Genomic DNA, 12,423 nt, shown 5'->3' with positions numbered 1-12,423 from the left:
ATCCCGGGCCCGCCGCGCGCGGGCCCGGGCAACCCCCGCCCCCGGAGCGGGAAAGGACGCCCCGCCTTGGCCGACCCCGCCACACCCGAACCCAAGGGCCCCTCGCGGCTGCTGCACGACCGCAGGTGGCGCGCCGTGATCGCGCAGGCGGCCGCCTTCGCGCTGGTGGCCGCGCTGCTGGCCTGCGCCGGGCTGAACATGGCCCGCAACCTGGAGCGCGCGGGCATCGCCTCGGGTTTCGGGTTCCTCGACCAGGTGGCCGGGTTCGAGATCAGCCAGACCCTCATCGAATACTCCCGGGCCAGCACCTACGCCCGGGCCTTCTGGGTCGGCCTGCTGAACACCCTGGCGGTTTCGGCGGTGTGCATCGCGGCCTCCACGGTGCTGGGCTTCCTGCTCGGACTGCTGCGCCTGTCGCCCAACTGGCTGGCGGCGCGCCTGGCGGGGGTCTATGTCGAGGTGGTCCGCAACGTGCCGTTGCTGCTGCAAATCCTGTTCTGGTACATCGCGGTGCTCAACCCGCTGCCCCCGCCGCGCCAGGCCCTGGACCTGGGCGGCGTGGCCTATCTGTGCAACCGGGGCCTCGTGCTGCCCTGGCCGCAGTGGGAAAGGGGCGGGCTGGCCGTGGGCCTGGCCCTGGCGGCCGGGCTGGCCCTGGCCTGGGGCTTCGCGGCCTGGGCCAGACGCCGCCGGGTGCGCACCGGGCGGTCCCTGCCCGTGTGGCGCCTGGGCGCGCTGCTGGCCGCCCTGCCCCCGGCCCTGGCCTGGGCCCTGGCCGACGCCCGGGTGGAATGGTCGATCCCGGCCCTGTCGGGCTTCAATTTCCGGGGCGGGGGCACGGTGGAGCCCGAGTTCATCGCCCTGGCCCTGGCGCTGACCCTCTACACGGCGGGCTTCATCGCCGAGAACGTGCGCGCCGGCATCCAGGCCGTGCCCCGGGGCCAGATCGAGGCCGCCGCGTCCCTGGGCCTGCGGCCCTGGCGGGTCATGCGGCTGGTGGTGGTGCCCCAGGCCATGCGCGTGATCATCCCGCCCCTGACCAGCCAGCACATGACCCTGGTCAAGAACTCCTCCCTGGCCGTGGTCATCGGCTATCCGGACCTGATGTCCGTCTTCGCCGGGACGACCCTGAACCAGACCGGGCAGGCCGTGGAAATCATCGCCATCACCATGCTCGTCTACCTCGCGGTGAGCATCGTCATCTCCCTGATCATGAACTGGTACAACGACGCCATGGCGCTCAAGGGCCGCTAGGATGTACGTCAAGCACGAGCGCCACCCCGAGCTGCCGCCGCCGCCCTCGGAACTGGGGGCCCTGGGCTGGCTGCGCCACAACCTGTTCTCCTCGTGGGGCAACGCGCTGCTCACCGTGGCCAGCGTGGCCCTGCTGTGCTGGACGATCCCCCCGGTGCTGCGCTGGGCGGTGCTCGACGCGACCTGGCTGGGCGACACGCGCGACGCCTGCCTGGACAGCGCGGGGGCCTGCTGGGTGTTCATCAAGGTCCGCCTGGGCATGCTGGCCTACGGCTTCTACCCCCAGGCCGAGCGCTGGCGCATCGATCTGTTCTTCCTGCTGCTCGTGGCCGGGGGCGGCCCGCTGGTGCTGGGCTCGCTGCTGCCCCGGCGCGGCCCGGCGCGGACCCTGGCCACCCGCGGGCTGGCCGCGGCCGGAGCCGGGCTGGCCCTTGTGCTCCACGGCCTCCTGCCCGGGCTGCTGGCCGCGGCGTACCTGGGCCTGCCCAGCCTGCTGGCCCGGCTGCGGGCCCCGGCGGCGCCGGGGGCGGCGGCCAAGCTCGGGCTGGCCCTGCTGGCGGGGGTGGCCGTCCACGCCCTGGCCCCCCAGGGCGTGGCCCTGGCCGCAGGGTGGACGGCGCTGACCCTGACGGCCCTGGTCCTGCTGGTGCCCCGGGCCGACGAGCAGGGCTGGCGCCTGGCCCTGCTGCTCACGGCCCTGCCCGCCCTGGGGGCGGTGCTCTTCCTGGGCGACGGCACCTGGCTGCCCGAGGTGGAGACCGACCGCTGGGGCGGCATGTTCCTGAGCCTGGTCATCGCCCTGGTGGGCATCGCCACCAGCCTGCCCGTGGGCATCCTGCTGGCCCTTGGCCGACGCAGCTCCCTGCCCGTGATCCGCACCCTGTCGATCTGCTACATCGAGCTGATCCGGGGCGTGCCGCTCATCTCCGTGCTGTTCATGGCCTCGGTGATGCTGCCCCTGACCCTGCCCGACGGCATGCATGTGGACAAGCTGCTGCGGGCGCTGGTGGGCGTGTCGCTGTTCTACGCGGCCTACATGGCCGAGGTGGTGCGCGGCGGGCTCCAGGGCATCGGGCGCGGCCAGTACGAGGCGGCCCAGTCCCTGGGCCTGTCCTACCCCAAGGCCATGATCCTGGTCATCATGCCCCAGGCCCTGCGGCTGGTGATCCCCGGCATCACCAACACCTTCCTCGGCCTGATGAAGGACACCACCCTCGTGGCCGTCATCAACCTGATGGACCTGCTGGGTGTGATCAAGAGCGCCCTGGCCGACTCGCAGTGGCTGGGCTTCACCAAGGAGGCCTACCTCTTCGCGGCGCTGGCCTTCTGGGTGTTGTGCTTCGGGCTGTCGCGCTTCGCCCTGCACCTGGAGCGCCGCCTGCGCTACGAAAAACACTAGCCCCAAGGACCACGCCATGCCCCGGACGCCCAGCGAAGACACCCCGGCCATCAGCATCCGCCACCTGCACAAGTGGTACGGTGCCTTCCATGTGCTGCGCGACGTGAACCTCACCGTGGCGCGCGGCGAGAAGGTGGTCGTCTGCGGGCCGTCGGGCTCGGGCAAATCCACCCTCATCCGCTGCATCAACCGCCTGGAGGAACACCAGAAGGGCACCATCGTCGTGGACGGCATCGAACTGACGGACAACCTGAAGCGCATCGACCGCATCCGCCGCGAAGTGGGCATGCTCTTCCAGGATTTCAACCTCTTCCCGCACCTGACGGTGCTGGAAAACTGCATCCTGGCCCCGGTGTGGGTGCGCCGCGTGCCCGAAAAGGAGGCCGTGCAGACGGCCATGCACTACCTGGAACGGGTGCGCATCCCCGACCAGGCCGACAAGTACCCGGGGCAGCTTTCGGGCGGCCAGCAGCAGCGCGTGGCCATCGCGCGCTGCCTGTGCATGAACCCCCGGGTCATGCTTTTCGACGAGCCCACAAGCGCCCTGGACCCGGAGATGATCAAGGAAGTGCTGGACGTGATGGTCGACCTGGCCCAGACGGGCATGACCATGGTCTGCGTGACCCACGAGATGGGCTTCGCGCGCACGGTGGCCGACCGCGTGGTGTTCATGGACGGCGGCGAAATCATCGAGGAGAACGAGCCCGAGGCGTTCTTCGCCGCCCCGCAAACCGCCCGGGCCCGCGAGTTCCTGGGGCAGATCCTGTCCCACGGGCAGCAGGCCGCCGGAGCCTAGGCGGTTGCTGGGGCACCAAGCCTCGCGGGCCGTGCGGAAGGGGTGAAAGAAGGCGAAAAACCCAGGACGCGCGGCGCGCAGCGCAAGCCCGGGCGGCCTGGATTTTTCGGCTGACGCGGCGGGCCGCCGGGGCGCGCCATGCCAAGGCGCGCGGCGCCACGATTCTTTGACATCGCGCCGGGGGCGCGGCTAGCGTTGCAGGATCAGCGCGGTGCCCGCCACGGCCAGCACCGCGCCGAGCAGGGCTCCGCCCGTGGGCCTGCGGCCCGTGCCGATCCAGATCACGGGCAGGATGAGGATGGGCGAGGTGGCCGAAAGGATGGCCACCACCCCGGCCGGGCCGTTGGCCAGGGCATGCAGCAGAAGCGTCATGCCCAGGGCCATGCCCACCAGGGCCGAAAGGGCCACGCGCCCCAGCAGGCGCGCCCCCAGCGGCACCGGGCTGCCGCTGCGCCCGCCCGAGGCCAGCCACAGCCCCAGGGCGGCCACGCCGCAGCGCATGGCCGAGGCGGCCACGGGATCGACCCCGGCGTCGAGCACGGGCTTGATGATGACGCTGCCCACGGCCTGGCACGAGGCCGAGCACAGGCCGAAGAGCACGCCCACTGCCAGCGGCCCGCGCACCTGCTCCCACTCGTGCTGCCGCCCGGCGGCGTGGCCGAAATAGACGGCCAACACCACGCCGGCCACGGTCAGGGCGCTGCCGGCCAGCATCTGCCAGCAGACCTGCTCGCCCAGGAAGGCCACGCCCAGCAGGGCCGTGATGGGCGCGTTGGCCGTGAACAGGATGCCCGAGCGCCGGGGCCCCAGGCGGCGCACGGCGGAAAACAGCGCCGTGTCGCCGACGAAGATGCCGATGAAGGCCGAAAGGGCGACCACGGCGCCGTGGCTCCAGGTGATGGTGGCCAGGCCGCCCGAGGCCCAGGCCAGGGCCCCGAGCATGGCGAAGGCCAGGGAGATGCGCAGACGATTGAAGGCCATGGCCCCCAGGGCCCGCGCCGGGCCGACGGAGATGACCCCGCCAAGGGACCAGCAGGCCGCCGCCCCCAGGGCGGAAAGCTCGGCGACGAACATGGAACGACGCTCCGGAATGCGGTGTTCGGGCGCGCCAAACTAATGCTCAACCGCTTTGAAATCAATACGGAAAAGAGGAACCCCCATGCAGATCGGAATTCCCCGCGAGATCAAGGCCCAGGAAGGGCGCGTGGCCTTTTTGCCCCGGCATGTGGCCGCCCTGGTCCGGGCGGGGCACGAGGTGTTCGTGGAAAAGGGGGCGGGCCTGCTGTCCGCCGCCAGCGACCAGGCATACAGCGACGCGGGCGCGACCATCGTCGCCGACGGCCCCGAGGTCTACGCCCGGGCGGCCCTGGTGGCCAAGGTCAAGGAGATCCTGGAGCCCGAGTTCGGCCTGCTGCGGCCCGGGCACATCATCTTCACCAACATCCACGCCGCCCTGAACCGCCCCCAGCTCGACCGGATGCTGGAGGTCGGCCTGACGGCGTTCTCCGCCGAGAACACCCACCGCCACGGCTCGCCCAACTGCGCCCTGGCCGGCGAGGTCGGCGCCCTGGAGGCCGTGCGCCTGACCCTGTCGCCCGCCGGTGGCACCGGGCGGCACTTCATGGCCCACTTCGGCGAGCCCGCGGCCAAGGCCGTGGTGCTGGGCCTGGGCCATGTGGGCCGGGGCGCCCTGCGCACCCTGCTGGGCCTGGGCGTACGCACCGTGGGCCTGGACATCGACCCCGGCGCGCGCAAGGCCGCAGCCCTGGACCACCACAAGGACCCGCTCACCGTGGGCGACATCGGCGAACTGGGCGAGCACCTGGCCGACGCGGACATGATCATCAACTGCGTGCTGTGGCCCAAGCACCGCAGCGACCACCTGCTGAGCCGCGAGATGATCCGCGCCCTGCGTCCGGGCACGGTGGTCGTGGACATCTCGTGCGACACCGCCGGAGCGGTGGAGACCAGCCGGGCCACCTCCTGGGCCGATCCGGTCTATGTGCAGGAAAACATCCGCCACTTCTGCGTGGACAATATCCCCGGCGCGGTGCCGGTGACGGCCTCGGCGGGCTACGGGCAGGCCATCCTGCCCCATGTGCTGTCCATCGCCACCCGGGGCGTGGCCGGGGCCGTTGCCGCCGACCCCTGGCTGGCCCGCGGGCTGACCTGCGCGGGCGGCGAGCTGCTTCTGGAAGAGGCCGGGCGCTACCAGCAGCGGCCCTTCGTCCCCGTGGCCCAGTGGCTGGAGCGCCAGGGCGCCTGAGCCCCGGTCCGCGGACCCTGTCGCGACGCCAAGGCCCCCTGCCGGAACACCCGGCGGGGGGCCTTGCTCCCGGCGGAGGGCCTGCGGCCCGTCCGGGTTTTGCCGCGCGGCGCGGCGCGGAAAAGATCGTTTGTGCCCCCGGCCGCATCCCGGGTAGGATGGGCTGACACGCCGGGCAGCCCAGCCCGGGCCCGCAGGGGGTTGGAAATGACCACGAACGACGACGCGCGCGGGGAACACCAAGGGGCGCAGGCCGGGCCGCCCGCCGTCCCGTCCCTTGGGCAGCTGCTGCGGCGCTGGCCGGTGCTGGCCGATGCGGCTGCCGCCCGCGAGCTTTTCTGGCTCAACCCCCGGGCCTGGCCCGCGTCCCGGGCCCTGCCTGCGCTGCCCCTGGGCCAGGCCGACGTGCAGGACGCCGCCCTGCGCCTGGAACGCTTCCGGCCCTACCTGGCCCAGGCCTTCCCCGAGACCGCGCCCCTGGGCGGGCGCATCGAGTCGCCCCTGCGCGCCGTGCCCGCGTTGCAGCAGGCCCTGGCCCGGGCCGCCGGGCGCCCCTTCCCCGGGCGGCTGCTGGTCAAGCTCGACAGCCACCTGCCCATCTCCGGATCCATCAAGGCCCGGGGCGGCATCTACGAAATCCTCAAGCTCGCCGAGACCCTGGCCCTGGGCCGGGGGCTGCTGCGCCGGGGCGACGACTACCGCGCCCTGGCCAGCCCGGCGGCGCGCGCGCTGTTCGCGGCCCACTCCGTGGCCGTGGGCTCCACGGGCAACCTCGGCCTGAGCATCGGCATCATCGGCGCCGCCCTGGGCTTCCGGGTCACGGTGCACATGTCCGCCGACGCCAAGGCATGGAAGAAGGATCTGCTGCGCTCAAGGGGCGTGCGCGTGGTGGAGCACGCCGCGGACTACAGCCTCGCCGTGGCCCAGGGCCGCAGGCAGGCCCAGGGCGACCCGTCCTGCCATTTCGTGGACGACGAGAACTCCCGCGACCTTTTCCTGGGCTACGCCGTGGCCGGGCAGCGCCTGAAGGCGCAGATCGAGGAACTGGGCCAGCCCGTGGACCAGGACCACCCGCTGCTCGTCTACCTGCCCTGCGGGGTGGGCGGCGGCCCCGGCGGGGTGACCCTGGGCCTCAAGCTGGCCTTCGGCGACGCCGTGCGCTGCTTCTTCGCCGAGCCCACCGCCGCCCCGGCCATGCTCGCGGGCCTGTGTACCGGGCTGCACGAGGCCATAAGCGTGCGCGACCTGGGCCTGGACGGGCGCACCGAGGCCGACGGACTGGCCGTGGGCCGCCCGTCGGGCTTTGTGGGCCGCACCCTGGAACACTGCATCGACGGCGTGTTCACCGTGGGCGACCAGACCCTGCTTCGCCTGCTGAACCTGGTGGCGGCCACCGAAAACCTGCGCCTGGAGCCCTCGGGGCTGGCCGGGTTTCCGGGGGCCTGCCGGGCGGCCATGACGGGGGCGGCGGGCCTCCCGGGCGCACTGCCCACGGCCACGCACCTGGTCTGGGCCACGGGCGGGGGCATGGTGCCCCCCGAGGTCTGGGCGGACTACGAGGCGCGGGCCGCGACCCTGGGCGGCCCCCGGGAGCCCGTGTCGATCTAGCGCCGCAGCCCTGAAACGCGCCAGGGGTTCAGGCCCGCCCCCCTGCCCCGGGGTGGCAGGCGGCCGGGGGCCGCAGCCGCGCCGCACTGCCGCGCCACGGCCCGGAGCCCCCGTCCGGGTCGCCCCCTCATGCAGGGCCGGGGACGCCAACCGTAGCTTTTGCCCATGTCCGGGTAGTCCGGCGCCGCCCCCCCTCATGCCGGGCCGGGGACGCCAACCCGGTCCCGGCCGACGGCTCCGGCTCCGGCGGCGCGTCGCCCTCCCCCGGGGCGCCCGGAGAGCGGCGTGACACGTTTCAAAACTTGTTATTGAAAAAGCTCCCGAGATGATGGAATCTCCCCCCAGCACGCCGCGCGGCCGCCGAGCCGAAACGGTGCCCGCCCGGGCGGCGCCGACGGGGCGGATCGCGCCAATACAGAACAGAGACCGAATGCCTTTCATCCGCCCAACCGATAGCGTCGCGCACAGCAACGCCCTGGCCCGACGCGTGGCCCTGGGGGCGGTGTCCCTGTCCCTGCTGGCGGCGCTGGCCTGGATCGTGGACCCGCGCGAGGCCCTTGCGCGCCTGGGCGCCTTCCCCCCGGGGGTGCTGGCCCTGCTGGCGGCGCTTTTCGCCGTCAACCTGCTGCTGGTCTCCTTCCGCTTCTGGCGCATCGCGGCCCATTTCTCCATCGCCCTGCCCTGGATGACGGCCCTGCGCGCCAACCTGGCGGGCAACGTGGCCGGTCTGTTCTTCATCCCCCTGGTGGGCCAGGTGGCGGGGCGCCAGGCCCTGCTGCGCGGCATGGGCGTTCCGCCCCTGGTCAACACGTCCATCGCCGCCTACGAAAAGATCCTCCTGGCCGCCGTCAGCGGCACCCTGGCCCTGACGGGCGCCTTCCTGCTCATGGAGTGGGACCACGCCATGCAGCTGGTCGGCGAGCTGTCCCTGACCCAGGTGGCCGTGGCCGGGGTCTGCGGCTACGGCCTGAGCCTGGCCCTGGGCGGCGGGGCCTTCGAACGCGGCCTGCTGCGCGGCACCCTGCGCTGGTCCCGGCTGTTCCAGCTGCTCGAAACCCTGGGCACCACCCTGCTCGGCCAGGGGGTGATGCTCTCCTGCTTCGTGCTGGGGTTCCACGCCGTGGCGCCGCAGGTCGCCACGGCGGAGCTGTTCGCCGCCGCTGCGGTGGTCAGCTTCGCCGCCAGCCTGCCCCTGAGCGTTGGCGGCTGGGGCGCGCGCGAGGTGGCGGCGGTCTACTGCCTGGGCAAGCTGGGCGTGCCCGCGCCCGACGCCCTGGCGGCCTCCATCGTCATCGGCCTGTGCTCCACCGCCGTGCTGCTGGCCACGGTGCCCCTGCTGCGCCAGGGGCGGATTGGCGCGCCGCGCCGCGCCGCAGGCGCCATGCCCCCGGCGCACATGGAGAAGGTCGCCTCCTGGCTGCTGGGCACGGTCATGGCCGTGGCCGTGTTCTTCCAGGTGCATGTTTCCGTCGGCGGGGAACTGTTGAGCCTGAACCTGGCCGACCCCTTCGCCCTGCTGGCCCTGGCCGCCCTGGCCCTGCAATGCCTGGGGCAGCGGCGGGCGCCCGCCTGGCGCGTGCCGCGCTTCAACCTCCTGCTGGGCTGCGCCCTGGCGGTGCTGCTGCTGGGCCTGTTCATCGGGCTGCACGCGGTGGGGCCGACCCGGTGGGCCCTGGGCGGCCGGGGCATGGGCGCGCTGGTGCTGCTGGGCTACTGCGCGGGGGCGCCCTGCTCGTGGCCAACCACGGCGCCCACGGCCTGCGCCGGGCCCTGGAGGCCATGATCGCCGTGGCCTGCGTCATCGTGCTCATGCAGATCGCCCTGCGCAGCGCGGCCATATACGGCCTCGTCCCGCTCCAGGACCACAACTTCTCGGCCTACGCCGCCAACCGGAACGCCTTCGCCTTCCAGGTGCTCTGCATGACCGCCGCCCTGCTGGGCTACATGGGCGTCCATGCCCGCAGGCTGGGCGGCCGCAGGGGCGCCCGCCTGTGCGGCGCGGCCCTGGGCGTGCTGATGGCCGGGCTGCTTTTCAGCGGCTCGCGGGCGGGGCTGGGCGCCGCGGGCATCCTGCTCGCCGTGGCGGTCGTGCGCTCCGTGGCCTCCCTGCGCGCCCTGGCGCTGGCCGCCTGCGTGGCCCTGGGCCTGTGGATGGCCGCGCCCCCCGGCGTCGCCTCGCCGGACACGGCCCTGCCCATGATGCGGATCGCCGGAGCGTGGTACGGCCTGGCCAAGATGGCCGGGCTGAACCCCCCGCCCGCCCCCCTGCCCCGGGAAACGCTGCAACGCCTCCAGCTTCTGGAGCACGCCCGCTGGAAGACGAACCGCGAAGGGCTGGCGCTGTGGCGGGATGCGCCCGTGCTGGGGCAGGGCCTGGGAACCTTCTACGCCAGAAGCCAGGAACTGGTCGGCCAGGAGATCACCATCCACAGCACGCCCATCTGGGTGCTGGCCGAATTCGGGCTGGCGGGCATGGCCGTGCTCCTCGCCGGGACCGTGCTCCTGGGGCGCCACGCCCTGCGCCACTGGCGGGCGGCCCCCCGCGCCCGGACCCTGGGCCTGCTGCTGCTGGCCTTCGCCGTGTTCTGCCAGGTCCACGAGGTGCTCTACCAGCGCATGTTCTGGCTGCTCCTGGGCCTCCTGCTGGCCGCCCCCCCGCCCGGAGAGCCCGCCGCGCCCGCCGCCGAGCCGCCGCAGCCATGACAAAAGGCCCGGGAACATTCCCGGGCCTTTTGCCGTTGGGGCCCCTGGCCCCGCGCCGCCGCCTCAGTCGGCCCGGGCGTAGCCCAGGCGGGCCAGTCGGCTGCGCCACTGGCGGTCGGCCCGTTCGCAGTCCTCGCCGGGCTGGCAGTCGGCCGCCGGGGGCGCGAGCCCCTTGTCCTGCAGGTACTCCAGCACCCTGCCCACGCTGGTGGCCACGTCCTCGCGATCCGTGAAGCAGGTGACCTCGGGTGTGCGGGGCTCCTCGTAGGGGTCCGAAACACCTGTGAAATTGCTGATCTGCCCGGCCCGCGCCCGGGCGTAGAGCCCCTTCACGTCGCGGCGCTCGGTGACCTCCAGCGGGCAGTTCACGAACACCTCGACATAGTTCTCCAGCAGCTCGCGGTTCTGCGCGCGGGCCAGGGCGTAGGGCGCGATGGCCGCCACCACGCTGACCACGCCGTGGCGGTTCAGCAGATGCGAGACAAAGCCGATGCGCCGCACGTTCACGTCGCGGTCGCGCCGGGAGAAGCCCAGCTCGGAGCTGAAATTGGTGCGGATGATGTCGCCGTCCAGAAGCTCGGCGGCCAGCCCCCGGCGGCGCAGTTCCAGGTAGACGCAACGCGACAGCGTGGTCTTGCCCGCCCCGGAGAGCCCGGTGAACCAGAGGGTGAAGCTCATGCAGGAGTGTCCCGGCTAGGGTTGCGGCCCAATGACGCCGAAGCTGCACTGCAAGATACAGTCCAGACCGGGGGAAGGCAACCCGGCCCGGACCCGCTCCGCACGCGGGGCGGGTCCGGGCCGGGCCGGGCGGGAGTTCGGCGGGGCATGGGGCCGGACCAGCGTCAAGAAACGGACGCGACCCCGGGGCCCGGGCTCAGGTCTCCTCCTCCTCGCTGCCGACCATCGCGGCGATCTGGGCGATCACCCGGCCCCGGTTCTGGGCCACGCGCTTCCATTTGCGCTTTTCCTTCTTCAGGGCCGCGACGGTGTGCAGCAGGTCCTGGATGGTCCGCAGGGACGGGTCGCACAGGCCGCGCCCGCCCCGGCGGATGGTTTCGTCCACATGCTGCTGGATGGCTGCAAGCTGGTTGGCGTCCAGGATCATGCGTCACGGGCTCCCGGCTAAACGGCCGTGCAGAAGCTGTCTTGCGTGTAGGTCACCCGGTCCTTGTACTCCTCCTGCTTGCCCTTGTTCCAGCGGCCCACGGGACGGTAGTAGCCCACCACCCGGGTGTAGACCTCGGTCTGGCTGTTGCAGGTCGGGCAGCGGAAGTGCTCGCCGTACAGGTAGCCGTGGTCCTTGCACACCGAGAAGGTCGGCGTGACGGACACATAGGGCAGCTTGGTCAGGCTCATGGCCTTGAGCAGGAAGTTGCGGACGCTGTCCTCGTCCGGGGCGGCCTCGCCAAGGAAGGTGTGGAAGACCGTTCCGCCGTTGTAGAGCGTCTGGAGCTGGTCCTGGTGCTCCAGGGCGAAGATCGCGTCGCCCGTGGCCCCCGGAGGCAGCAGGGTGGAGTTGGTGTAATAGGGCGCGTCGGTGCCGGAGGTCTGGATGTCCTCGTAGAGCCCCTTGTCGATCTTGGCCAGCCGGTAGCAGGTGCCCTCGCCCGGGGTGGCCTCCAGGTTGTACAGGTGCCCGGTCTGCTCCTGGAAGGTCACCACCAGTTCGCGCAGGTGCTGCAACACCCGGCGCATCAGGCGCAGGCCCGAGGGATCGTCGATGCCCTTGCCCAGAAGGTTCAGGCAGGCCTCATGCCCGCCGATGAGCCCGATGGTCGAGAAATGGCCCTTGAAGCCGTTCTTCAGATAGCGCCGGGTGAAGGGGAACATGCCCGCCGCGAGGTTGGCCTCGACCATCTTGCGCTTGAACTCCAGGGAATCCTTGGCCAGCGTGGCGTATTCCTCGACCAGATCCAGGAAGTCCTCCTCGTTGTGCGCCAGGTAGGCCAGCTTGGGCAGGTTCAGGGTGACCACGCCCACCGAGCCGGTGAGGTCGCCCGAGCCGAACAGCCCGCCGGTCTTCTTGCGCACCTCGCGCAGGTCCATCTGCAGGCGGCAGCACATGGAGCGCACGTCCTCGGGGTTCAGGTCGGAGTTGATGAAGTTCTGGAAATAGGGCGCGCCGTACTTGGCGGTCATGCGCAGCAGCAGGCGGCCGACCTCGCTGTCCCAGGGGAAATCCTTGGTCACGTTGTAGGTCGGGATGGGGAATGAGAAAATCCGCCCTGCGGCGTCGCCCTCGAGCATGACCTCCAGGAACGCCTTGTTGAGCATGGCCATTTCCTCGGCGTACTCGCCGTAGGTCGACTCCTGGAACGCACCGCCGATGATGATCGGCTCCTTGGCGATGTGCGCGGGGGGCACCACGTCGAAGGTGAAGTTGGTGAAGGGGCTCTG

11 protein-coding genes are annotated in these 12,423 nt (G+C 72.1%); 7 read left to right on the top strand and 4 right to left on the bottom strand.

Translation table 11 applies throughout. From position 1 onward, the window contains the following. Window positions 1-66 precede the first annotated feature (66 nt). From M0P34_RS01735 to M0P34_RS01725, 3 genes are read left to right on the top strand one after another with little or no spacing between them, the layout of a single operon-like run. A complete protein-coding gene (locus M0P34_RS01735) occupies window positions 67-1,254 on the top strand; it encodes an ABC transporter permease subunit (protein WP_291495704.1) in 1,188 nt (395 codons plus the stop codon). Between the two features lies 1 nt (window position 1,255). Continuing rightward, a complete protein-coding gene (locus tag M0P34_RS01730) occupies window positions 1,256-2,653 on the top strand; it encodes an amino acid ABC transporter permease (RefSeq protein ID WP_291495702.1) in 1,398 nt (465 codons plus the stop codon). A gap of 16 nt (window positions 2,654-2,669) precedes the next feature. Continuing rightward, window positions 2,670-3,449 carry an amino acid ABC transporter ATP-binding protein gene (locus M0P34_RS01725; RefSeq protein WP_291495700.1) on the top strand — a complete coding sequence of 260 codons (780 nt, stop codon included), beginning with the start codon at window positions 2,670-2,672 and terminating at the stop codon, window positions 3,447-3,449. Window positions 3,450-3,638: 189 nt separating this feature from the next. Here M0P34_RS01725 and M0P34_RS01720 read toward each other — a convergent pair whose 3' ends face one another. Next, complete coding sequence (locus tag M0P34_RS01720; protein WP_291495698.1) at window positions 3,639-4,523, bottom strand: DMT family transporter; 885 nt, start codon at window positions 4,521-4,523, stop codon at window positions 3,639-3,641. An 85-nt stretch (window positions 4,524-4,608) separates the two neighbouring features. Here M0P34_RS01720 and M0P34_RS01715 point away from each other — a divergent pair, with 85 nt between their 5' ends. The 4 genes from M0P34_RS01715 to M0P34_RS01700 all read left to right on the top strand — a co-directional run bounded on the left by M0P34_RS01715 (window position 4,609) and on the right by M0P34_RS01700 (window position 10,026). Beyond that, complete coding sequence (locus M0P34_RS01715) at window positions 4,609-5,715, top strand: NAD(P)-dependent oxidoreductase (protein WP_291495696.1); 1,107 nt, start codon at window positions 4,609-4,611, stop codon at window positions 5,713-5,715. A gap of 207 nt (window positions 5,716-5,922) precedes the next feature. Then, on the top strand, window positions 5,923-7,323 hold the full coding sequence (locus M0P34_RS01710; protein ID WP_291495695.1) for a D-serine ammonia-lyase: 1,401 nt from the start codon (window positions 5,923-5,925) through the stop codon (window positions 7,321-7,323). Between the two features lie 430 nt (window positions 7,324-7,753). Beyond that, complete coding sequence (locus M0P34_RS01705) at window positions 7,754-9,106, top strand: lysylphosphatidylglycerol synthase domain-containing protein (RefSeq protein ID WP_291495692.1); 1,353 nt, start codon at window positions 7,754-7,756, stop codon at window positions 9,104-9,106. Further along, a complete protein-coding gene (locus M0P34_RS01700) occupies window positions 9,058-10,026 on the top strand; it encodes a hypothetical protein (RefSeq protein WP_291495690.1) in 969 nt (322 codons plus the stop codon). Before M0P34_RS01705 ends, M0P34_RS01700 begins: the two co-directional genes overlap by 49 nt. A gap of 63 nt (window positions 10,027-10,089) precedes the next feature. Here M0P34_RS01700 and cysC read toward each other — a convergent pair whose 3' ends face one another. The 3 genes from cysC to M0P34_RS01685 all read right to left on the bottom strand — a co-directional run. Then, entirely contained in the window at window positions 10,090-10,704 is a 615-nt protein-coding gene (cysC, locus tag M0P34_RS01695; RefSeq protein ID WP_291495688.1) for an adenylyl-sulfate kinase, read from the bottom strand. Between the two features lie 196 nt (window positions 10,705-10,900). Continuing rightward, window positions 10,901-11,131, bottom strand: coding sequence for a hypothetical protein (locus tag M0P34_RS01690; protein ID WP_291495686.1), 231 nt, complete (start codon window positions 11,129-11,131; stop codon window positions 10,901-10,903). Window positions 11,132-11,148: 17 nt separating this feature from the next. Continuing rightward, on the bottom strand, window positions 11,149-12,423 hold a 1,275-nt coding region (locus M0P34_RS01685; RefSeq protein ID WP_291495684.1), incomplete at its 5' end, for a ribonucleoside triphosphate reductase.

This window comes from Desulfocurvus sp. (assembly GCF_023230885.1).
Classification (GTDB): Bacteria; Desulfobacterota; Desulfovibrionia; order Desulfovibrionales; family Desulfovibrionaceae; genus Desulfocurvus.
This window is presented reverse-complemented; position numbering and strand designations above follow the sequence as displayed.

Excerpts from the sequence above, each read along its gene's own strand:
- M0P34_RS01730 (WP_291495702.1), top strand. The coding sequence starts at position 1,256 with ATGTACGTCAAGCACGAGCGCCACCCCGAGCTGCCGCCGCCGCCCTCG.
- M0P34_RS01725 (WP_291495700.1), top strand. The coding sequence starts at position 2,670 with ATGCCCCGGACGCCCAGCGAAGACACCCCGGCCATCAGCATCCGCCAC.
- M0P34_RS01720 (WP_291495698.1), bottom strand. The coding sequence starts at position 4,523 with ATGTTCGTCGCCGAGCTTTCCGCCCTGGGGGCGGCGGCCTGCTGGTCC.
- M0P34_RS01715 (WP_291495696.1), top strand. The coding sequence starts at position 4,609 with ATGCAGATCGGAATTCCCCGCGAGATCAAGGCCCAGGAAGGGCGCGTG.
- M0P34_RS01710 (WP_291495695.1), top strand. The coding sequence starts at position 5,923 with ATGACCACGAACGACGACGCGCGCGGGGAACACCAAGGGGCGCAGGCC.
- M0P34_RS01705 (WP_291495692.1), top strand. The coding sequence starts at position 7,754 with ATGCCTTTCATCCGCCCAACCGATAGCGTCGCGCACAGCAACGCCCTG.
- cysC (WP_291495688.1), bottom strand. The coding sequence starts at position 10,704 with ATGAGCTTCACCCTCTGGTTCACCGGGCTCTCCGGGGCGGGCAAGACC.
- M0P34_RS01690 (WP_291495686.1), bottom strand. The coding sequence starts at position 11,131 with ATGATCCTGGACGCCAACCAGCTTGCAGCCATCCAGCAGCATGTGGAC.